Here is a 21,679-nt window from a genome sequence, read left to right as displayed (position 1 = left end):
CTGGACAGTATCGGCCGTTTTGGCTGATATGCGACCAAACGACACAATGCGGCAAACGTCCGCATGAGCCTGGAGATGCCCCCATGTTTCGATTTCCCCTGCGCCTTGTCGGCGCAGCCGTCGCGCTGACCCTGGCGGCAGCCAATCCGGCCTTTGCCCAGCAACTCGAGCTCAAGCTGATGGCGCCGGCAGCTCCGGGCGGGGGCTGGGACCAGACCGCGCGCTCGATGCAGCAGGCGCTGGTGGCTTCGGGCGTCGCGCGCAGCGTGCAGGTTACCAATGTTCCCGGTGCGGGCGGCAGCGTCGGCATCGCGCAATTCGTCAATGGCGCCAAGGGCGACGGCAACCAGATGATGGTCAGCGGCTTCGTCATGGTGGGCGCGCTCGCCATGAACAAGTCGCCGGTGACGCTGGAGCAGGTGACGCCGATCGCGCGCCTCACCGAGGAGATCCAGGTGATCGTGGTTCCCGCGAATTCGCCGATCAAGAATGCGCAGGATCTCGCCGCCGCGGTGAAGGCCGATATCGCCAGGGTCACCTTCGCCGGAGGCTCGGCCGGCGGTGTGGACCATGTGATGGCAGCACTGTTCGCCGGCGCCGTCGGCGCCGATGCGAAGAAGATCAACTACATCCCGTTCTCCGGCGGCGGCGAGTCGCTGGCGGCGATCCTCGGCGGCAAGGTCACCGCGGGCATTTCGGGCCTGAGCGAATATGAAGGGCAGATCAAGTCCGGCAAGCTGCGCGCGATCGGCGTGACCTCGGAGAAGCGCATTGCCGGCAGTGACATCCCGACCTTCAAGGAGCAGGGCATCGACCTCGTGATCGCAAACTGGCGCTCGGTGGTCGCGCCTCCCGGCATAACGCCGGAGCAGCGCAAGACCTTGAGCGATGCGGTCGAGAAGATGGTGAAGTCCGACGCCTGGAAGGAGATCCTCAAGCAGAAGGGCTGGGAGGACGCCTATCTCGGCGGCGACGCTTTCGCCGACTTCCTGAAGAAGGAAACGGCGCGCGTCACCGACGTGCTGAAATCGGTCGGCCTCGTCAAGTCATGACCTTGGGCGACCCCGCGCAGCCTCCGCGGCGCGTCGACCGCGCCGGCCTCGTTGTCGCTGCGTTGCTCGCAGGTCTCGCCGCAGTGCTGGTCTGGGATGCGCGCGGCCTGCAATCTGCCGCGATGTACGGGATGGGGCCCGAGGCGATGCCGGTTGTGGTCGCCTCCGGCCTTGCCTTGCTCGCAATCGGCAATTTCATCGACGCGCTGCGTGGCAATCTGCCGGCGCGTGAGAGCGCCGATCCCTTGCCGGTGGTCTTGATCCTCATTGGTCTTGCGCTGCTGATTGCGATCATCGGCTTTGGCGGCGGCTTCATCCTGGCGACGTCCGCGCTGTTCGTGACGACGTCGGCGGCGTTTGGGCGCCGTGCCATTCTCGTCGACTCCGTCATCGCCCTCGTGATGTCGACCCTCATCTATCTCGCGTTCGACCGCCTGTTGACGCTGAGCCTTCCGGCCGGGCCCTTGGAGCGACTGCTGTGATGGACACTTTTGCCGCGCTGGCCCACGGCATGGCGGTCGCCATCCAGCCGATGAACCTGCTTTATGCGCTGATCGGCGTCTTCCTCGGAACGGCCGTGGGCGTGCTGCCCGGCATCGGTCCGGCGTTGACGGTCGCGCTGCTGCTGCCGGTGACCTACAAGCTCGATCCCGGCGGCTCGCTGATCATGTTCGCCGGCATCTACTATGGCGGCATGTATGGGGGCTCGACCACCGCGATCCTGATCAACACGCCCGGCGAAAGCGCTTCGATGGCGACCGCGCTCGAAGGCAACAAGATGGCCAAGGCCGGCCGTGGCGGGCCGGCGCTTGCGACCTCCGCGATCGGCTCCTTCGTCGCCGGCACCCTCGCCACCATCGGACTCGCCTTCCTTGCGCCGTGGCTGGTCGATTTCGCCGTGCGCTTTGGCCCAGAGGATTACTTCGCGCTGATGTGCGTTGCCTTCGTCACGGTGTCGGCGACCTTCGGAGATTCGCCGGTTCGTGGCCTGACCAGCCTGTTCATTGGCCTGACGCTGGGCCTCGTCGGCATCGACAAGCTGACCGGCCAGGCGCGGCTCGCGTTCGGCGTTCCCGAGCTGCTCGACGGTGTCGAGGTGACGACGCTTGCCGTCGGCCTGTTCGCGGTCGGCGAGGCGCTCTACGTCGCATCGCGCCGCCACCATACCGAGGAGAAGCTCGAGCCGGTGCGCGGCTCGCTGTGGATGACAAAGGAAGACTGGAAGCGATCGTGGAAGCCGTGGCTGCGCGGCACCATGTTCGGCTTTCCGATCGGCGCCCTGCCTGCAGGTGGGGCCGAGATCCCCACCTTCCTGTCCTATTCGACCGAAAAGCGCCTGACCAAACACCCCGAAGAATTCGGCAAGGGCGCGATCGAAGGGGTGGCGGGACCGGAAGCGGCCAACAACGCCTCCGCCGCCGGCACGCTGGTGCCGCTGCTCACGCTCGGGCTGCCGACCTCGGCGACCGCCGCGATGATGTTGGCGGGTTTCCAGCAATACGGCCTCAATCCGGGGCCGCTGCTGTTCGCCGAGCGGCCTGATCTGGTGTGGGGCCTGATCGCGAGCCTCTTCATCGCCAACTGCATGCTGCTGGTGCTCAACCTGCCGCTGGTCGGACTGTGGGTGCGCCTGCTCGCGATTCCGCAGCCCTGGCTCTATGCCGGCATTCTCGTCTTCGCGACCATGGGCACCATCGCCGCCAAGCCGTCGGTGGTGGAATTGTCGATGCTGGCCGGCTTCGGCGTGCTCGGCTTCTTGATGCGCCGGTTCGATTTTCCGATCGCTCCCGTGGTCGTCGGCCTGATCCTCGGCCCGATCGCCGAAAGCCAGTTGCGTCGCGCACTCGCGATCAGCCTCGGCGATCCCATGACGCTGGTCCAAAGCCCGATCTCGGCGACGCTGCTGGCGGTGGCGTTGATCGCACTGCTGGCGCCCTTCGTGCTGAAGGGGCTCGGGCGATTCAAGGCGAACGAGGATTAGCCGTTCCGCCGCACGCATGTTCTAATGCTGCGTTCATCCCGTGGAGAAGTGCCATGCCGTCGGAACTTCGCTCGCCCCGTCTGGCCGTCCTGATCGACGCCGACAATGCCTCTGCGAAGATCGCGGATGGACTTTTCGAGGAGATTGCCAAGATCGGCGAGGCCAGCGTCCGACGCATCTACGGCGACTTCTCCAATGCGCGTTCCAGAGGTTGGGCCGACATTCTGTCGAAGCACGCCATCATCCCGCAGCAGCAATTCGCTTATACGACGGGAAAGAATGCGTCCGACATAACCCTGGTCATCGACGCGATGGACCTGCTTCACAGCGGCCGGTTCGACGGCTTCTGCCTGGTGTCTTCCGACAGCGACTTTACCCGTCTCGCCGCCCGCATCCGGGAGCAGGGCGTCGACGTCTTCGGGTTCGGCGAGCAGAAGACGCCGGAAAGCTTCAGGCAGGCCTGCCGGAGATTCGTCTACACGGAGAACCTGCTTACCGGCACGGCGACCGCCCAGGGCGCCGCCGCGAGGTCGGCGCCGCTTCAGCCGCCCGATGCCGCCACGCCCATCATCAAGAAGGTGATCACCCAGATGGAGAGCGAGGACGGCTGGGTCGCCCTCGGTGAAGTCGGACGGCAGCTCGCCAATCTGGCTTCGGATTTCGATCCGCGGACGTTCGGCTTTCGCAAGCTGAGCGACCTCGTGCGAAAGACGAATGCGTTCGAGATCGATGAGCCGAAAGGCCGGTCGATGCGAATCCGGGTCAAGCCCACTGCCGCACCGCCGCGGCGAAGGCGGAACCCGCGCAGGGCTTCGGGCGCGTCAGGCGTTTCGGCGCCGAAGACGTAAGCAGGTCCTGCCGCTATATTTGAGCTTGCCCGGGGTGGGGCCGGGCGTAACCATCGCTCGGCTGCAATGTCACCGGAGAGCCCAGATGACCAGACTCACCCGTTTCTCCGTTGCGCCGCTGCACAGCATGACGCGTCGCCTCGCGGACGTCGCCTCGGCGCGCGTTGCGCCCGATCTCGTCGTCACGGGGGCCCGGGTGCTCTCGACCTATTCGGAGCGCATCCATCCGGGCCGCGAGGTCTGGATCACCGGCGGCCGCATCGCTGCGATGAAGCCGGCCGGCACGGCGAAGAAGGTCTGGAGCGGCGTGCCGCTCTATGATGCGGCCGGCGGCATCATCGCGCCGGGGCTGGTCGATCCGCACATCCACATCGAATCCTCGATGGTGACGGCCTGTGCCTACGCGGAAGCTGCGCTGCTCAACGGCACCACCACGATTTTCTGCGACAGTCACGAGATCGGCAATGTCATGGACGTCGCCGGCGTCGAGGCGATGCTGGAGGACGCGCGCGAGGCGCCGCTCTCGGTCTTCCTGACGGTGCCGAGCACGGTGCCAGCAACGTCCGCGGAACTGGAGACGGCAGGCGGTGACCTCACGCCGGACAAGATCGCGGGCCTGTTCGATCGCTGGCCCGAGGCGGTCGCACTCGGCGAGAAGATGGACTTCGTGCCTGTCACCATGGGCGACGAGCGCAGCCATGCCATCCTCGCCGCGGCCCTGAAGCGCGGGCGTCCGGTGTCCGGTCACGTCTATGGCCGCGAGTTCGTCGCCGCCTATGCGGCGAGCGGCGTCACCGATACGCACGAGGCGATCGACCGCGACATCGCCGACGACCTGCTCGACGCCGGCGTCTGGGTGTTCTTGCGCGGCGGCCCGCCGACGACGCCCTGGCATTCGCTGCCGCAGGCGATCCGGACGATCACCGAGCTCGGGGCCTCGCACAAGCGCACGGCGGTCTGTACAGATGATCGCGATGCCGACGATCTGCTGCTGTTCGGTCTCGACTGGGTGGTGCGCGAGGCGGTGAAGGTGGGGATGTCGCCGGAGCAGGCCTGGTCGATGGGCTCGCTGCATGGCGCGACCCGCTTCGGCATGGATGGCGATATCGGCGGGCTCGGTGGCGGCCGCCGCGCCGATCTCGTGCTGATGGACGACCAGCTCAAGCCGCAATGTACCTGGTATGGCGGCGAGCTCGTGGTCGAGAACCGCAAGATCACCGGGCTTCTCGATCAGGCCTTGTCGCAACGCTATCAATATCCGAGGGCCGCCTACGCCACGGTGAAGCTTCCGGAAAAATTGAAGCTGACGCCGGAGCTGCCGACGAAGGCCTGCACCGTCAACGCGATCAAGACCGCGTTGCCCGGCATCACGCTGATTCATGAGAAGGTCGCGATCGAACCTGCAAGGGATTGGCCATCCCTGTTCGCCCGCTACGGACTTTGCTTCGTCACGGTCGTCGAGCGCCACGGCAAGTCGGCCGGCAATGTCGCCCATGGCCTTCTCAAGGATTTCGGCCTGAAGCGCGGCGCGGTCGCCTCCAGCGTCGGCCACGACAGCCACAACATCATCGTCGCCGGCGCCAACGAGCCGGACATGCAGGTGGCGATCGCCGCGATCAAGGAGCATCAGGGCGGCGTGTGCGTCGTCGCCGACGGCAAGGTGAGGGCGCTGGTTCCGCTCCCCATCGCCGGGTTGCTCTCCGACAAGCGCGTCACCGAAGTGGCGGAAGAAATGAAGGTGCTGAAGAAGGAATGGGCGGAGGCCGGCTGCACCATCCCCTACATGGGCTTCAATTTGATTCCGCTATCGGTCATTCCGGAAATTCGCATCACCGACAAGGGCCTCGTGCTGGTGCCGCAGATGGAGCTGGCGCCGCTGTTCGAGTGATCCGCTTTCACGCATTCCTCGATATAACCGATTGAGACCGCCGCGATTTTTCCGCGGCTGCCGCATCGTGGAAAATAAAACCGATCTCGTTGAGATTGCATCTTGCCCGACTGATGATCGTGCTCGCTGACGCAACTGAAGCGAGGTCCGATATGGCGAAGATGCGAGCCGTCGATGCAGCCGTGCGTATCCTGGAGAAGGAAGGCATCTCGACCGCCTTCGGCGTTCCCGGGGCCGCGATCAATCCGCTTTACTCGGCGCTGAGGAAACGCGGTTCGATCCGCCACATCCTGGCGCGGCATGTCGAGGGCGCCTCGCACATGGCGGAAGGATATACGCGGGCCAAGGCCGGCAATATCGGCGTCTGCATCGGCACCTCGGGGCCGGCCGGCACCGACATGATCACCGGGCTCTATTCCGCGATCGCCGATTCCATCCCGATCCTCTGCATCACCGGACAGGCGCCCCGGGCGCGGCTCTACAAGGAAGATTTCCAGGCGGTCGATATCGAGTCGATCGCAAAGCCCGTGACCAAGTGGGCGGTGACGGTGCGCGAACCCGCGCTGGTGCCGCGCGTGTTCAGCCAGGCTTTTCACGTGATGCGCTCGGGCCGGCCGGGGCCGGTGTTGATCGACATGCCGCTCGATGTGCAGCTGGCCGAGATCGAGTTCGACGACGAGACCTATGAGCCGTTGCCGGTCTACAAGCCGGTCGCGACCCGCAAGCAGGTCGAGAAGGCACTGGAGATGCTCAATGCCGCCGAACGGCCGTTGATCGTGGCGGGCGGCGGCATCATCAATGCCGACGCCTCTGATCTGCTGGTCGAATTCGCCGAGATCGCCAACGTGCCCGTGGTGCCAACGCTGATGGGCTGGGGCGCGATCCCCGACGATCACGTGCTGATGGCCGGCATGGTCGGGCTTCAGACCAGCCACCGCTACGGCAATGCCACGCTGCTGCAATCCGATTTCGTGCTCGGTATCGGCAACCGCTGGGCCAACCGCCACACCGGCTCGGTCGAGACCTATACCAAGGGCCGCACCTTCGTGCATGTCGATATCGAGCCGACGCAGATCGGACGCGTGTTCAATCCCGATCTCGGCATCGTCTCCGATGCGAAGGTTGCGCTCGAGCTGTTCGTCGCCGTCGCCAGGGAGTGGCGCCGGTCAGGCAGGCTCCGCGAGCGCCAGGCGTGGCCCGCGTCCTGCCGCGATCGCAAGAAGACGATGCTGCGCAAGAGCCATTTCGACGACGTGCCGATCAAGCCGCAGCGCGTCTACGAGGAGATGAACAAGGCGTTCGGCCGCGACACCACTTATGTCACCGTGATCGGCCTGTCGCAGATCGCCGGCGCGCAATTCCTCGGCGTCTACAAGCCGCGCAACTGGATCAATGCCGGACAGGCGGGACCGCTCGGCTGGACGCTGCCCGCCGCGCTCGGCGTGCGTGCGGCGTGCCCGGATCGCGACATCGTCGCGCTGTCCGGCGACTACGACTTCCAGTTCCTGATCGAGGAACTCGCGGTCGGCGCGCAGTTCAATCTGCCCTACATCCACGTCGTCGTGAACAATTCCTATCTCGGCCTGATCCGCCAGGCCCAGCGCGGGTTCGAGATGGACTATCAGGTCCAGCTCTCCTTCGAGAACATCAACGCACCCGAGATCGGCGTCTACGGCGTCGACCATGTCGCAGTTGCCGAAGGCCTCGGCTGCAAGGCGATCCGCGTCACCCGGCCCGAGGACACGCAAGCGGCGTTCGCCACCGCGCGCGAACTGATCGCCAGGCATCGCGTGCCCGTGGTGGTCGAATTCATCCTCGAACGCGTCACCAACATCGCGATGGGCACCGAGATCGACAATATCGTCGAGTTCGAGGAGGTGCTGGACCTCCCGCTCGACGAGGTCGAGCGGGCGCGCCCGGGCGTGCTGCAGCCGGCGGAATAGGGGAGAGCATCATGCCGAAGTTTGCCGCCAACCTCACCATGCTCTTCAACGAGATGCCGTTCCTCGATCGCTTTGCCGCGGCGAAGGCGGCGGGCTTTGCCGGGGTCGAGTATCTCTTTCCCTATGATTTCGACAAGGCGCAGCTGCGCGAACAATTGGAGGCCCACGGGCTGACGCAGGTGCTGCACAATCTGCCAGCCGGCAACTGGGCGGTGGGCGAGCGGGGCATTGCCATCCTGCCCGATCGCGTCAGTGAATTCCGCGACGGCGTATTCCGCGCCATCGACTATGCCAAGGCGCTCGATTGCGAGCAGCTCAACTGCCTCGTCGGCATCGCGCCTGTCGATGCGGAACGGCGCGAGCTGAATGAGACCCTGGTCGGAAATTTGCGCTTTGCCGCCTCGACGCTGGCGCGAGAGAACATCAAGCTGCTGGTCGAGCCGATCAACACGCTCGACATTCCCGGCTTCTATCTCAACGGCACCGAGCAGGCGGTGCAGCTGATCTCGGACGTGCGGTCGAATAACCTTTTCATCCAGTACGACATTTATCACATGCAGATCATGGAAGGCGACCTCGCTCGCACCATGCAGGAATATTTGCCTGAGATCGCCCACATCCAGCTTGCCGACAATCCCGGCCGCCACGAGCCCGGCACCGGCGAGATCAACTATCCCTTCCTGTTCCGCCATCTCGACGCGATCGGCTATCGCGGCTGGATCGGCTGCGAATACAAGCCCCGCACCACGACGCTGGAAGGGCTTTCCTGGCACGCGGCACAGACGTTCGAGACTTGAGACTGTAGCCACGCCGACGGTGGGCTCCCTCTCTCGCTTGCGGGAGAAGGTTGGGGAGAGGGCATCTCCGCGGTGGGGTTCTTGCGGAGAAGCTCTCAACGCGGACAGAACCCTCACCCGGCACTGCGTGCCGACCTTTCCCGCAATCGGGAGAGGTGCACTGAGCATGTGGATAGACTTACCAGAAACTTTCGCAGAGGAAACGAAGACATGATCGACATCGGTTTCATCGGACTTGGGACCATGGGACGGCCGATGGCCGGCCATCTCCTGGCCGCGGGCCATCGCGTTTTCCTGCATGACGTTGGGCCCGTGGCGCCGGAACTGATCGCGGCCGGCGGCATTACCTGCAACTCCGGCAAGCAGGTGGCGGAGGAGGCGGATGCGGTCATCATCATGGTGCCGGATACGCCGCATGTCGAAGCCGTGCTGTTCGGCAAGGACGGGGTCGCGAGCGGCATCTCCAAGGGCAAGATCGTGGTCGACATGAGCTCGATCTCGCCGTTGGCGACGAAGGAGATTGCGAAGAAGATCGAGGTGCTCGGGGCGGACTATCTCGACGCGCCGGTGTCGGGCGGGGAGGTCGGAGCGAAAGCTGCGAGCCTCACCATCATGGTCGGCGGGCCGGAGCGGGCCTTTGGCACCATGAAGCCGATCTTCGACAGGATGGGCAAGAATGTCACGCATGTCGGCGCCAATGGCGACGGCCAGACGACGAAGGTCGCCAACCAGATCATCGTCGCGCTGACGATCGAGGCCGTGAGCGAAGCGCTTCTGTTCGCATCCAAGGCCGGCGCGGATCCAGCGCTGGTGCGCAAGGCGCTGATGGGCGGCTTCGCCTCGTCGCGGATCCTCGAAGTGCATGGCGAGCGCATGGTGAAGCGCAATTTCGATCCGGGCTTCCGCATCGAGTTGCACCAGAAGGATCTCAACCTCGCGCTCGAAGGCGCTCGCTCACTCGGCTTGTCGCTGCCGAGCACGGCAGTGGCGCAGCAACTGTTCTCATCCTGCACGGCGCATGGCGGCAAGGCGTGGGATCATTCGGCGATGGTGCGTGCGCTGGAACTGATGGCGGGGCACGAGATCGCCGCAGCCTGATGTGTTACGGCGTAACAGTCTCCGGATTCTGGCGCTTCTTCGCCGTAGGAACCGGAACAATGCCTCCGCCCCGCGGTTGAAGGCGCAGGACAATCACTGGAGTGATAAGCACATGAAAACCCGTCTTGCGACTACGTTCGCTGCCGTCTCGCTGCTGGCGTCGAGCGCAGCCTTCGCCCAGTCAACGACCGCCCAGGGCGCCGCGGATGGCGCGCGTGCGGGTGGCGACATCGGCGGCCCAATCGGCGCGATGGTCGGCGGCACCGTTGGCGCGGCCGTCGGCGCCGGTCTCGAAATTCCGAATGCCGTGCTGGGCGGAATCCCGCGAAGCGATTCGGTTATCGTGGAGGAGCGCGTCGTCGTCGGCGAGCCGCTGCCGCCCAGCGTTGTGCTCCGTCCGGTGCCGAACTACACCGAGTATCGCTATGCGGTCGTGAACGATCGCCGCGTGATCGTCGAGCCGCGCACCCGGCGCGTCGTCAAGATCATCGACTGACCGGACGCAATCCAGGCGCTGACAAGACAGGCCCTGCGGAGGCTCACTCCGCGGGGCCTTCGCTTGTCAGGGCAGCGCTGGTGCGAAAGCGCGCGAGCAGCCATTCGGCCGCGGCGGCAAGCGCAAAGCCGAGGCAGGCGGTGGCGGCATCGACCAGAAAATCCTCCAGCCGCGCATGGCGGCCGGGTGCCCAAAATTGCATCAGCTCGAGCACGCCAATCAGCACGACCGCGGCGGCTGCGATCAGCAGACGTCGTCGCCGATAGGCGAGGCCGAACGCGAGTCCCACCAGAATGAAGGCGAGCGCATGCTCGCCGTCCTGGCCGAGATCGGAATGGGGCCGCAGGCCGGGGGGACCGAGAGTGGCGAAAGTGACGGCGGCCGCGAGCAGCCAGGCAACGCTACGAATGAAAAAGGACATCCAGACCGCTTAGCACGGATCTGGCGGGGTTGTCGCGAGGTCGGCATCAGATCGCCGTGTAGTTAATGACAAAATGTTAAAGTGGCTCGCGCACGCCGAGGCCGTGCATGAAGCGTTCCCGGATCTGCACCGGGTCGCGGCGGGTGGTGCCCACGCCCGGCTTGTCGTCGATCCGGACTGCGATCAGGCCCGGCTCGGTTGCAGCCATCGCATCGTCGACCAGCCGCTCGAAGTCCTCCTCGTCCGCGGCCCAGGCGCTGTTGGCGAGGCCGGAGCCGATGGCGATGGCGACGATGTCGGCGACACCAGCTGCCGGGGTCAGCTGCGCGCCGGTGATTTGATAGACGCCGTTGTCCATCACGATCATCGTCAGGTTCTTCGGCTTCAGGGCTGCGATGGTCGACAGCGCGCCGAGCTGCATCAGCAGCGAGCCGTCGCCTTCGAGTGCGAAGACGCGGCGGCCGGGCTGCGCCAGCGCCACCCCGAGCGCGATCGGAAAGGCGAGCCCCATGCTGCCCAGCATGTAGAAATTCTGCGGGCGGTGGCCGGCGGCCCAGAGATCGAAATTGGTGTTGCCGATGCCGCCGATCACGGCTTCCTCATGCTTGAGTTTCGCGACGAGGCGCGAGGTGACGTCGAAGCGGTTCATGACCTTGGTGTTGCGCGTGTTCATGGCCGGCCTCACTTGTCGAAGACCTTGCCGCCCGTGAGCAGCGGGTTGAGGATCAACGCCACCGGCGCCTGCGTGGTGACGGCCTGCCTGATCGAGCGGTCCGTGATGAATTCGAGCTCGTCGAGCCGGGTGATGGTGTGGTGCTCCAGCGCCAGCGAATCGAGCACCGGGCGCATGGTCCGGCAGACCAGCGACTGGCCGTAGTTGAACTCGCCGAGCGTGCCGCGCTCGGACACGAACATGATCAGCGGGATCTGGTAGGGCACCGCGAGCGAGGCCAGCACGTTGGCCAGCGTGGCAAAGCCGGAGGTCTGCATCAGCACCGCGCCGCGCCGTCCGCCCATCCAGGCGCCGGAGACGATGCCAACCGCTTCCTCCTCGCGGGCGGTGGCAAAGGTGGTGAAGAAGGGATCGGCGTGCAGGTTCTTGATCAGCGGCGTCAGCACGCGGTCGGGCACGTAGGGGATCAGGCTGATCTCGTTCCGCTTCAACGTTTGCAGGACGATGCCGTGCCAGCTTCCTTCGGAGCCTTGAGCCGCCTGGGGTGAGGTCCGTTGTTCCGCAATCGCCATTGCGTTCTCCCTTCAGCCGCGCCTGCTTCTTTCTGGCCGTCGCGGCGGCCCGCCGAACTTGACGCAGGCAGTGGGATTGTCAACATGTCCGGGCCGGCACCGTGATCTGCGCCAGAAGGCCTGCCGTGGCCGGCTCCGCCATGTCATAAGAGCGGCAATGAAGAAACGGGAGGAAGCACCGGAGGCAGCGCGTCGCGCCGACCTTGCCAGGCTCCCTCGCGAGCGAGCCGGAAGGGTCCTGATGTCCGTCAACAACAAGCGCGTCTTCTACGTCAAATACCTCGCCAATCCGATCTACATCGACATTCTGAAGTCGCGGCCCGACGTCCGGCTCGATCGCATCGAGAACGAGAGCCCTGAAGATTTCTATGCGCCGATCCTGAGCGAGGCCCATGTCTACCAGATCGGCGCGGCCCGCGACGAACTGGCGCCGCATTTCCACGTCGATGCCGCCTTTCTGAAGCGGACGCCGAAATTGCTGCTGGTCTCCAGCAATGGCGCGGGCTTCGACCCAGTTGACGTCGAGGCCTGCACGGACGCGGGGGTGCTGGTCGTCAACCAGTCCGGCGGCAATGCGCATTCGGTTGCCGAACATGCGCTGGGGATGATGTTGACGTTGTCCAAGCGCATCATCCAGTCGGATCGCCGCCTGCGCCGCGAGCGCGACGTCAACCGCAACGAACTCGTCGGCAACGAGGTCGAGGGCAAGACCGTCGGCATCATCGGCCTCGGCAATGTCGGCCGGCGCATCGCCGCCCTGTGCAAGGGCCTGCTCGGCATGACAGTGCTGGCCTACGACCCGTATTTGTCGGCCGAGGTGATGGCGGAACGGGGTGGGGAGAAGGTCGAGCTCGACGAGCTCCTGCGCCGCGCCGATTTCGTCTCGATCTCCTGCCCGCTGAACAAGGGCAGCCGGAACATGATCAGCGTGCGTGAATTCGCGCTGATGCAGCCGCATGCCTATTTCATCACCACGGCGCGTGGCTTCATCCACGACGAGGACGCGTTGCTTCAGGCGCTGCGCGACAAGCGCATTGCGGGTGCCGGCCTCGACGTCTGGTCCAAGGAGCCGCCGCCGCCGGAGCACCCGCTGCTCCAGTTCGACAACGTGCTGGCGAGCCCGCACACGGCAGGGGTCACCATTGAGGCGCGCCAGAACATGGGCCGCATCGCCGCCGAGCAGGTGCTGGATGTGCTCGACGGCAAGCGCCCGCCGCGCATTATCAATCCCGACGTCTGGCCGCGCTATGCGGAGCGCTTCAAGCAGGCTTTTGGTGTGATGCCCGGGTGAGGGGCCGGCCGCGCTAGGTTGGATTGCGCTCCGATCATTGGTTACCACGACGAAAAGCCAAAGCGCCGCATCTTATCGATCGGGTAAGTGAACGCGTATCACTTGTCCTGTAGTTGAAGGTCCATGAGTATCTTTTCGATCGCGACATCCGGACTTTCTGCGGCAAGTTTGCGCGTGAACGTGGCCGCGAGCAATATCGCCAACGTCCGCACGACCGGGCCGCTGCCAGCATCAAGCGGATCGGACACGTCGGCCGGTACAGCCAGCTTGAGCACGAGTTCGACTTATCCCGCGGCTTATGTGCCGTTGCGCGTCGATCAGGTCGACCAGTCGAGTGGCTCGATGCCAGGCGGTACGAAAGCGGTCGTGTCGACGGTTTCGCCGAGCTATATCGCACAATCCGACCCAGGCGCCCCCTTCGCAAACCAGGACGGCCTGGTCGCGGCGCCGAATGTCGATATCACCCGCGAATTCGTTGAGCTGGCGGCCGCAAAGTACAGCTTCATCGCCAATGCGAAGGTCATTCAGGCCTACTCGGAGACGACGGAGTCGCTGCTCGACATCACGACGTGATGGCTGCTGTCGGCTCTGTCCCGCCTGCTTTCGCTCGTCCGCCTCTACCGGCGAGGTGCCAGGGCACAAGGACGCGGGCGGTGGCCATCTCGACCTCATGACGTGCGAGGCCGTGTTCAAGCAGCTCGGCACCAAGTTCGGGTAGACCGGCGATGGGCCTCCTCCGGCGCGGCATGGGGATCGGAAACGTTGGAACTTTCGTGACGTCGGTGTCGGAGACGAGGTGCAAGGCAAGACCCTCATGGGGCGGCCGGTATTCCGGCGTATCCCCGACCGGCAGGTTCCGCAATGGATTGTCCTTTCCGCCTTGATCCGCGTCAAAATCTCCTTCCCCGTTCCGCCCTAAATGGGACTAGAGTGCTGCGAGGGCAGCAGGAGGTCCCATGGCTACTTATGTCGTCAGGTTCATGAAGAACGTGCTCGGCGATTACGGCCGACAGAGCGAGGTTTGTCAGGGTACGCTCGAGATCGATGCCGCCGACGAGAATGAGGCCACGGAGCGGGCGAAAGCGAGATTCTGCAAGGAACAGGCATTGCATGACTGGTCGCTGCACGCCGACCGCATCCATGTGAGACCGGCCGACTTTCCGTCGTAAGGCCTACCGGCCCGGCGTCATGACGGGCGGAGGTGTTGTCGTCCCGGCGCCGAGCGATCGCTGCACCATCACGGTATCGGACCAGCGGCCGTGGCGATAGGCGACGCCGCAAAGCAGGCCGGCGCGCACGAAGCCGAATTTTTCGTGCAATGTCAGCGAGGGCGCGTTGTCGGCATCGATATAGCCGATCATCTGGCGGAAGCCGACCGCCGCACAGGCATCGATCAATTCCTGGAGCAACAGCCGTCCGACTCCGCGGCCGAGATGCGCGTGGTGGACGTAGATCGAGTGCTTGGCCGTGTACCGATAGGCGGGACGCTTGCGGAAGAGCACGGCATAGGCATAGCCGACCACCTCGCCGCGATAGGTCGCGACCAGATGCGGCAGGCGGGTCTGCTTCAGGTTCTTGCGCCGCTCTCGCAGATCATCCGGCTCCGGCGCACCGGTTCCCTCGACGTCGCGCGGCACACCGTTGCGAACGTGATGGCGATAGATCGCCAGCATCGCTTCGACATCGCTTTCGCGTGACGGCCTGACCAGAACTGGCTCGTCACTCGCGCGCGCAGCTGTTTCGTTCATCGGCGCTACTCGGCGACCACGTAAGTGTAGAGCCCGATGCGCCCGTTCGCATCGACCTCCTTGTAGACCCCCTGGATCTCGACGTCGAAGCCCGGGAACGTGTTGAAGCAGGTCTCGAACATCTTGAGATAATCGATCATGGGTTTGGCTCGCTCCGTCAGCCGCTCGCCGGGCACAATGGTGGCGATGCCGGGCGGATAGACCACGAAGGGTGTGGTGGCGATGCGGCCGGCGATCGCCTCGATCGGCAGATAGTCGACATCGTTGCGGAACAGATAGCGCGCGGCATCGCGGGGCGACATCGCGATCTCGGGCATGTGCTCGGGCATGAACTGCCGAGCCTGGAGCGCACTGACGTCGGCGGCGCGGAAGAAGCGGTGCATCTCGCCGCAGAGATCGCGCAGACGCACGCCCGCGTAGCGCGCCCGCCGCCGCTGATGGAATTCCGGGATCGCATCGGCCAGCAGCGCATTGTCGTCATGCAGCCTCTTGAACGCGACGAGGCCGGAGATCAGCGTGCCGGCCTTGCTCGCCTCGACGCCGGGCGTGAGCAGGAAGAGCAGGGAGTTGAGGTCGTTCTTCTCGGGGACGATGCGATTCTCGCGCAGATATTGCGCGACCACCGGCGCGGGGATACCGTGCTCGGCATAGGCGCCGGTCGCACGATCGAATCCGGGGGTGAGCAAGGTCAGCTTGTTCGGATCGGTCATGGCAAAGCCTTCCGCGAGATCGGGAAAGCCGTGCCAGTTGGTGTCCGGAGAGAGCTGCCACAGCGTGGGATTGGTCGCGAGCTCGTCGGTGGAGAGCGTCTCCCAGGCGACGTTGTGCGCGGCGCCGGGGCGGCTGACATCGGGAATGGCGACCCGATCGGGAACGAAGGGCTCGAAGAACCAGCGCCGCTCCGGATTTTGCTCCTTCTCCTCGAACTCCCGGCGCATCGCCCGGATCTTCTTGCGCAGCTCGATGCCGAGCCGGATGGTGTCGTCCCACAGCACTTCGCCGGAGCGACCCTTCATCATCTGCGCACCGACGTCGAGCGAGGCGAACAGCGGATAGAAGGGGGACGTCGATGCGTGCTGCATGAAGCTCTCGTTGAAGCGGCGGTGCTCGACGCGCCGCTTCTGGCCGCGGATGTGACGATCCTTGATGTGGATCTGCGAGGCCTGCGAGAAGCTCGCCAGCTGCTTGTGGGTCGACTGCGTCGCGATGATGCCGGGGGCCTCAGGAGGGAGATTGGCCAGTCCCATGGCGAAGCGGCCGGCATAGAGCGGATGGAACTTCATGAAGCCCGCCCAGGCCTCGTCGAACAGGATGTATTCGCAGAGATGGCCGATGCGCTTCAGGATCATCTCGGCGCTGTGGATCGAGCCGTCATAGGTGCACTGCTCGACCACGGCGACGCGGAACGGACGCTCCTTGCGCCAGGCGTCGCGGTCCCCGACCAGCGGATGGTTGCGGATGGCGTCGCGCAAGACCTTCTCGTCGAGCATGTCCCAGCGCATCGGGCCGATCAGGCCCCAGGCATTGCGGACGGTCGGGACGTAGATGGGGACGCCGCCACTGATCATCAGAGCGCCGTGATGGGCGGCCTTGTGGTTGTTGCGGTCGAACAGCACGAGGTCACCATCGGTGACGAGGGCGCCGAGCGCGACCTTGTTCGACGTCGAGGTGCCGTTGAGCACGAAATAGGTCTTTTCGGCGCCGAAGATCTGGGCCGCTTCCTTCTGCGCCTTCAGCGCCGGGCCTTCATGGGTAAGGAGGTCGCCGAGATCGAGCACGGAATTGTCGAGGTCGTCACGGAACACGGATTCGCCGAGATGCTCGACGAACACGCGCCCAATCGGGCTGCGGTTGTAGAACACGCCGCCGTTATGGCCTGGACAGGTCCAGAGCTGGTTGCCTTCCTCGGCATAGTCGACCAGCGCGCCGAAGAACGGGGTCTTCAGCGTCTCGGCATATTGCTTGAGACGGCTGATCAGGTTCTTGGCGATGAAGGGCGGCGTCTCCTCGGACAGAAAGACATAGCCGTCGATGAAATCGAGCACCTCGACCGGCAGATCCTCGAACCGCTTGCGCCGGATCAGGAGGATGATGGGAAAGTCGAGGCCCCGGCGGCGCATCAGATTGATCAGCGCCGAGGTCTTGCCCTCGAGGCCCTTCTTGCCCCAGTCGACCACCATGCAGCCGATCGCCGCATCGGTCTGCACGGCCATCTCGGCATCCTCCAGCTTGCGGGCCCGGACCACCTCGAATCCGGAGCGCTGGATCTCCTCGATGATCTGGTTGAAGCGAACGCCTTCGAGGTCGTCACTGTCGAACACAGGTGCGGCGAACAGGAAATTGAAGCGCTTGAAATAGTCCATGTCGGGTCCCGAATGTGGCGGAGACACAGCTCTCGGCACATTCGATGACAGTTGGATGACATGCCCGAGTGCCGCGGGAATGTTCGAGTGTTTGCGGCCTCAGTCCAGCAGCTTGTCCAGCGTGATCGGGAAGCGGCGGATGCGCTTGCCGGTGGCATGATAGACGGCGTTTGCAATCGCCGCAGGCACGCCGACGATGCCGATCTCGCCGAGACCCTTGATGCCCATCCGGTTGATCCGGCTGTCGGGCTCATCGACGAAAATGACGTCGATGTCGTGAATGTCGGCGTTCACGGGAATGTGGTATTCGGCGATGTTCGCGTTCATGATGCGGCCGAAGCGGTGATCCATCACCGTCTCCTCGTGCAGCGCCATCCCGATCCCCCAGACCACGCTGCCCATGATCTGACTGCGGCCCGTCTTGGTGTTCAGGATGCGCCCTGCCGCGACTGCACTCACGACCCGCGTGACGCGGATCACACCGAGCTCCTCGTCGACCTTCACCTCGGCGAAGACCGCCGAATGCGTGTTGCGGGCATGCGATTTGTCCTCCGCGAACTGGTTGAGCTTCTCCTTTTCGATCCGCTCGCGCCCGCTGTGGCGCAGGACATCCGCAATCGAGACGGCAGCACCGTCCTTGCCGTCGCTGGCGATCATCCCGTCGACCAGGGTCGCGTCGGCGGCGTCGAGGTTGGCGAGCGGCGAGCCCGGCATTGCCTTTGCAAGACGTGCGAGCTCCTGGCGAATCTCTTCGGCCGCTGCCAGTACCGCATGCGCGCTGGACGCCGCCATCCAGGAGCCGCCCTCGACAGGGGCTTGCGGCAAGGTCGAGTCGGCGAGCCGCACGGTGATGTTCTCGATCGGCAGCCCAAGAGCATCGGCCGCGACCTGCGCCACGATGGTGTATGTGCCGGTGCCGATATCGGACGCGGCGCAGGAGACCTCGGCATGGCCGTTGGCCGTCAGCAGGATGCGGGCGGCAACCGGCATCTGCAGCGCCTCCCACACCCCCGTCGCCATGCCCCAGCCGACTAGTTCCTTGCCGTCGCGCATGGAGCGCGGGGCGCGGGTGCGCCGGGCCCAGCCGAAGGCTTCCGCGCCGCAGGCGTAGCATTCCCGCAACTGCTTGCTGGTGTAGGGGAGGTCCTCGCTTTGGTCGCGATCCGAGTAGCACTTCAGGCGCAGCTCGATCGGATCGAGCTTCAGCGCGACGGCCAGTTCGTCCATGGCGCATTCGAGCGCCAAGACGCCCGTTGCCGCGCCCGGCGCGCGCATGTCGCAGGGCGTCGAGACGTCGAGGTCGACCAGCTTGTGGGAAGAGTGGCTGTTGGGGCTCTTGTAAAGCTGCTCGGCCCAGCCGGCGTCATTGCGCGAAAAATCCTCGTAGCGTGAGGTCACGGCAATGGCTTCGTGGCTGACGGCATCAAGCGTGCCGTCGGGCCTAGCCCCGAGCGCGACATGCTCGATGGTCATCGGCCGATAGCCCAGCCCATACATCTGCTGCCGTGACAGCACGACGCGGACCGAGCGCTTGAGTGCGAGGGCGGCCAGCGTCGCCAACACCACCTGGTATTGCGGCCGCAGGCCGGAACCGAATGCGCCGCCGACATAGGGCGAAAGCACGCGGATCTCCTCCGGCTTCTTGTCGAACACGCCGCAGAGGAACTTTTGAACGTTCTGGACGCCTTGGGTCTTGTCGTAGACTGTCAGCTTGCCGTCGCTTTCCCAGACCGTCGTCGTCGCATAGAGCTCCATCGGATTGTGATGCTCGGTCGGAATGAGGTAGTCCGCTTCGTGCCGCACGGGTGCGGCCGAAAGCGCTGCTTTGGCGTCGCCGCGGGGCTTGTGCGGCTTGTCCATCTCGCGGGCACTGCCGCGCTCGCCCTCAAGATCGGTTGCAAACCCATCCTGCTCGTAGTCGATCCGCACCAGCGTTGCGGCGAACTTCGCGGTCTCCCATTCTTCGGCAACGACGAGAGCAATCGGCTGCCCGTTGAACCTGATCAAGTCGTCATATAGCGGCCGGAACGGCGAACCCTCCGGGGCCACCTCGTCCTTCCACGCCTCGTCGTTGTCGGCGAGGGAAGGACGATTGGCGTGCGTGAGCACGTCGAGCACTCCGGCCACCTTCAGCGCCTCGCGGGTGTCGAGCCGCACGATACGACCGCGCGGGATGGTGGCCTCCACCACGAAACCATGGACCAGGCCCTCAGCGGTGAACTCACCGGCATATTTCGCGGCGCCGGTGACCTTGGCCCGGCCGTCGACGCGCGACGTTGGTGTTCCGACATAGGCGTTCATCGGGCCCTCATGCGATCTTCTTGTGAACTTGTGATTGCGGTGTGGCGCTTGTGGCCTGGATCAGCGCCCGCACGACGGCTCGGCGCGCGAGCTCGATCTTGAATCCGTTGTGCGAGCGAGCAGTCGCTCCCTGCAGCAGCAGGTCGGCGGCGCGCCCGAAATGATCCGCTGTTGCCGCCTGGCCGCGCAATGCCGCTTCGGCTTCGGGACTTCGCCAGGGCTTGTGAGCAACGCCGCCGAGCGCCAGGCGCGCTTCGCTGATTGCGTTGCCTTCCAGCTCGAGCGCAGCTGCGACCGAGACCAAGGCGAAGGCGTAGGACAGCCGGTCCCGGATCTTCAGATAGCTGTAGTTGCGGGCAAAGCCGTGCGGCGGCAGCTCGATTGCGGTGATGATCTCGCCGCTGCCGAGATTCGTATCGAGGTGAGGCGTATCGCCCGGCAGCCGATGGAAATCGGTCAGCGCGATGGTGCGCTCGCCGGTACGGCCTGCAATGTGGACGAGCGCGCCGAGCGCCGCCAGCGCCACGCTCATGTCGGAGGGATTGGTCGCGATGCAGGACGTGCTGGTGCCGAGGATTGCATGGTTCCGGTTGAGGCCATCGCGTGCCGAGCAGCCCGTACCGGGACTTCGCTTGTTGCAAGGTGTCGTCGTGTCATAGAAATAGGCGCAGCGCGTTCGCTGCATCAGATTTCCGCCGACCGAGGCCATGTTGCGCAGTTGCGCGGAGGCACCTGCCAGGATGGCGCTGGCGAGCAGGGGATACCGCTGCTCGATCAGCGGATGGTAGGCGAGATCCGAATTCGGCACCAAGGCGCCGATGCGCAGGCCGCCGTCGGCGGTCTCCTCGATGTCGCGGAGCGGCAGGCGGGAGATGTCGATCAGCCGGGAGGGCCGTTCGACATTCTCTTTCATCAGGTCGATCAGGTTGGTGCCGCCGGCAATCAGCTTCGCGCCTGGATCGGCAGCGAGCAGGCGAATGGCGTCGGCAACGTCGCTTGCGCGGGAATATTGGAAGTTGTTCATGACCGGCTCATTGCCTGTTCGATCGCCGCCACGATGTTGGGGTAGGCGCCGCACCGGCAGAGATTTCCACTCATCAGCTCCCGGATCTCGTCGGCATCCCGCGCACGGCCTTCGGCCAGCAGGCCGGCCGCCGAGCAAATCTGTCCCGGCGTACAATAGCCGCACTGAAAGGCGTCATGGTCGATGAAGGCCTGTTGCAGGGGATGCAGCGCGCCGTCCTTGGCAAGGCCTTCAATCGTCGTGATCTCAGCGCCATCCTTCATGACGGCGAGGGTCAGGCAGGAATTGACCCGTCTTCCGTCGATCAGCACGGTACAGGCGCCGCATTGGCCGTGGTCGCAGCCTTTCTTGGTGCCGGTCAACTCCAGGCGGTCACGCAGGGCATCCAGAAGCGTGGTCCACGGCGCGACCTCGAGTGTGCGCCTTGCGCCATTGACGACGAGGTTGATCGGAATGCGTTCGGGGGTCTGATCCGCGATGTCGGCCATGGTCTGTTCCCTTCGGAAAGGCCGAGCCGGGCAATCGTGGCTGTGACGCGAGGATGCATCGCCGGCGCCGGCCAATAGCGCCCAACGGATGACGAGCTGCTTGGTTCCAGACCGGTTCTCCGGTTGGGACGAACGAGGTCAGCGCTTGGTCTCCCCGAACACCACGGTCGGCACCGCGCGGTTGACGATCTCGCGCAGCGCGAAGCTCGATTGCACGCGCGCGACGCGGGGCAGGCGGGACAGCTCGGTGCGGTGGATCCGCTCGAAATCCTGGATATCGCGGGCGAGCACGATCAGGATGTAGTCGTCGGTGCCCGACATCAGGAAGCAGCGCACGACTGAGGGGCATTTCACCACCTCCGCCTCGAACGCCTTCAGCGCATCGTCGCTCTGGCTCTCCAGCGCGATGCGAACCAGCACGGTGGTGGTGAGGCCGAACTGGGCGAGGTCGAGCGTGGCCTGGTAGCCCTGGATGTAGCCGTCGTCCTCCAGCGCCTTCTGCCGCCGCGCCAGCGCCGTGCTCGACAGGCCGATCTTGTTGGCAAGCTCGGTGTGGCTGGCCCGCGCATTGGTCGTGAGTTCCGCGAGGATCGCGAGGTCTTTCCGGTCGAGGGCCAAGGTTTCGTTTCCAGCGTGAAAGGGCACTTCTGCGCCGGAAACCGGCGCGCGCGTGCCGAACCTAGCGGATATTTGCA

At 64.9% G+C, this 21,679-nt stretch carries 21 protein-coding genes; 12 read left to right on the top strand and 9 right to left on the bottom strand.

The genetic code is table 11. The annotated features are described in order from the left end of the window. Nucleotides 1-83 precede the first annotated feature (83 nt). From XH96_RS26385 to XH96_RS26345, 9 genes are all read left to right on the top strand, one after another. Nucleotides 84-1,052: a tripartite tricarboxylate transporter substrate binding protein gene (locus tag XH96_RS26385; protein WP_194388338.1), complete on the top strand. Its 969-nt coding sequence runs from the start codon at nt 84-86 to the stop codon at nt 1,050-1,052. Continuing rightward, nucleotides 1,049-1,534, top strand: a complete 486-nt coding sequence (locus XH96_RS26380; RefSeq protein ID WP_194388337.1) for a tripartite tricarboxylate transporter TctB family protein — start codon at nt 1,049-1,051, stop codon at nt 1,532-1,534. Before XH96_RS26385 ends, XH96_RS26380 begins: the two co-directional genes overlap by 4 nt. Further along, nucleotides 1,534-3,033, top strand: coding sequence for a tripartite tricarboxylate transporter permease (locus XH96_RS26375; protein WP_194388336.1), 1,500 nt, complete (start codon nt 1,534-1,536; stop codon nt 3,031-3,033). Before XH96_RS26380 ends, XH96_RS26375 begins: the two co-directional genes overlap by 1 nt. A gap of 53 nt (nt 3,034-3,086) precedes the next feature. Next, a complete protein-coding gene (locus XH96_RS26370; protein WP_194388335.1) occupies nt 3,087-3,881 on the top strand; it encodes an NYN domain-containing protein in 795 nt (264 codons plus the stop codon). An 85-nt stretch (nt 3,882-3,966) separates the two neighbouring features. Beyond that, complete coding sequence (locus XH96_RS26365) at nt 3,967-5,769, top strand: adenine deaminase C-terminal domain-containing protein (protein ID WP_194388334.1); 1,803 nt, start codon at nt 3,967-3,969, stop codon at nt 5,767-5,769. 152 nt (nt 5,770-5,921) lie between these two features. Beyond that, nucleotides 5,922-7,712 (top strand): glyoxylate carboligase, encoded by a 1,791-nt coding sequence (gene gcl / locus XH96_RS26360; protein ID WP_194388333.1) that lies wholly within the window; start codon nt 5,922-5,924, stop codon nt 7,710-7,712. A gap of 11 nt (nt 7,713-7,723) precedes the next feature. Next, the gene (gene hyi, locus XH96_RS26355) at nt 7,724-8,509 is read left to right on the top strand and encodes a hydroxypyruvate isomerase (RefSeq protein ID WP_194388332.1); all 786 of its coding nucleotides are present in this window, start codon (nt 7,724-7,726) and stop codon (nt 8,507-8,509) included. Between the two features lie 210 nt (nt 8,510-8,719). Further along, on the top strand, nt 8,720-9,607 hold the full coding sequence (locus tag XH96_RS26350) for a 2-hydroxy-3-oxopropionate reductase (RefSeq protein ID WP_194388331.1): 888 nt from the start codon (nt 8,720-8,722) through the stop codon (nt 9,605-9,607). Between the two features lie 112 nt (nt 9,608-9,719). Next, a complete protein-coding gene (locus XH96_RS26345) occupies nt 9,720-10,103 on the top strand; it encodes a DUF1236 domain-containing protein (protein WP_194388330.1) in 384 nt (127 codons plus the stop codon). Between the two features lie 43 nt (nt 10,104-10,146). Here XH96_RS26345 and XH96_RS26340 read toward each other — a convergent pair whose 3' ends face one another. From XH96_RS26340 to XH96_RS26330, 3 genes are all read right to left on the bottom strand, one after another. Continuing rightward, a complete protein-coding gene (locus XH96_RS26340; protein ID WP_194388329.1) occupies nt 10,147-10,524 on the bottom strand; it encodes a VanZ family protein in 378 nt (125 codons plus the stop codon). Nucleotides 10,525-10,600: 76 nt separating this feature from the next. Beyond that, complete coding sequence (locus tag XH96_RS26335) at nt 10,601-11,197, bottom strand: thiamine pyrophosphate-dependent enzyme (RefSeq protein ID WP_194388328.1); 597 nt, start codon at nt 11,195-11,197, stop codon at nt 10,601-10,603. 8 nt (nt 11,198-11,205) lie between these two features. Further along, the gene (locus XH96_RS26330; RefSeq protein WP_194388327.1) at nt 11,206-11,769 is read right to left on the bottom strand and encodes a thiamine pyrophosphate-binding protein; all 564 of its coding nucleotides are present in this window, start codon (nt 11,767-11,769) and stop codon (nt 11,206-11,208) included. Nucleotides 11,770-12,010: 241 nt separating this feature from the next. Between XH96_RS26330 and XH96_RS26325 the strand changes: the two genes are divergently transcribed. The 3 genes from XH96_RS26325 to XH96_RS26315 all read left to right on the top strand — a co-directional run bounded on the left by XH96_RS26325 (nt 12,011) and on the right by XH96_RS26315 (nt 14,229). Continuing rightward, a complete protein-coding gene (locus XH96_RS26325) occupies nt 12,011-13,060 on the top strand; it encodes a hydroxyacid dehydrogenase (RefSeq protein ID WP_194388326.1) in 1,050 nt (349 codons plus the stop codon). A gap of 123 nt (nt 13,061-13,183) precedes the next feature. Beyond that, nucleotides 13,184-13,633, top strand: a complete 450-nt coding sequence (locus XH96_RS26320; RefSeq protein WP_194388325.1) for a flagellar basal body rod protein FlgC — start codon at nt 13,184-13,186, stop codon at nt 13,631-13,633. Nucleotides 13,634-14,016: 383 nt separating this feature from the next. Continuing rightward, entirely contained in the window at nt 14,017-14,229 is a 213-nt protein-coding gene (locus XH96_RS26315) for a hypothetical protein (protein ID WP_194388324.1), read from the top strand. Between the two features lie 3 nt (nt 14,230-14,232). Here XH96_RS26315 and XH96_RS26310 read toward each other — a convergent pair whose 3' ends face one another. The 6 genes from XH96_RS26310 to XH96_RS26285 all read right to left on the bottom strand — a co-directional run bounded on the left by XH96_RS26310 (nt 14,233) and on the right by XH96_RS26285 (nt 21,602). Continuing rightward, nucleotides 14,233-14,808 (bottom strand): GNAT family N-acetyltransferase, encoded by a 576-nt coding sequence (locus tag XH96_RS26310; RefSeq protein WP_194388323.1) that lies wholly within the window; start codon nt 14,806-14,808, stop codon nt 14,233-14,235. 5 nt (nt 14,809-14,813) lie between these two features. Further along, a complete protein-coding gene (locus XH96_RS26305) occupies nt 14,814-17,171 on the bottom strand; it encodes an Orn/Lys/Arg decarboxylase N-terminal domain-containing protein (protein ID WP_194388322.1) in 2,358 nt (785 codons plus the stop codon). 99 nt (nt 17,172-17,270) lie between these two features. Further along, nucleotides 17,271-19,472 carry a xanthine dehydrogenase family protein molybdopterin-binding subunit gene (locus tag XH96_RS26300; RefSeq protein ID WP_194388321.1) on the bottom strand — a complete coding sequence of 734 codons (2,202 nt, stop codon included), beginning with the start codon at nt 19,470-19,472 and terminating at the stop codon, nt 17,271-17,273. A 7-nt stretch (nt 19,473-19,479) separates the two neighbouring features. Then, nucleotides 19,480-20,496, bottom strand: a complete 1,017-nt coding sequence (locus XH96_RS26295) for a xanthine dehydrogenase family protein subunit M (protein WP_194388320.1) — start codon at nt 20,494-20,496, stop codon at nt 19,480-19,482. Then, on the bottom strand, nt 20,493-20,984 hold the full coding sequence (locus tag XH96_RS26290; RefSeq protein ID WP_194388319.1) for a (2Fe-2S)-binding protein: 492 nt from the start codon (nt 20,982-20,984) through the stop codon (nt 20,493-20,495). The genes XH96_RS26295 and XH96_RS26290 overlap by 4 nt, the downstream gene beginning before the upstream one ends. Before the next feature lie 138 nt (nt 20,985-21,122). Beyond that, on the bottom strand, nt 21,123-21,602 hold the full coding sequence (locus tag XH96_RS26285; protein WP_028177176.1) for an Lrp/AsnC family transcriptional regulator: 480 nt from the start codon (nt 21,600-21,602) through the stop codon (nt 21,123-21,125). Nucleotides 21,603-21,679 lie beyond the last annotated feature (77 nt).

Source organism: Bradyrhizobium sp. CCBAU 51765 (assembly GCF_015291725.1).
Taxonomy (GTDB): Bacteria; Pseudomonadota; Alphaproteobacteria; order Rhizobiales; family Xanthobacteraceae; genus Bradyrhizobium; species Bradyrhizobium liaoningense.
This window is presented reverse-complemented; position numbering and strand designations above follow the sequence as displayed.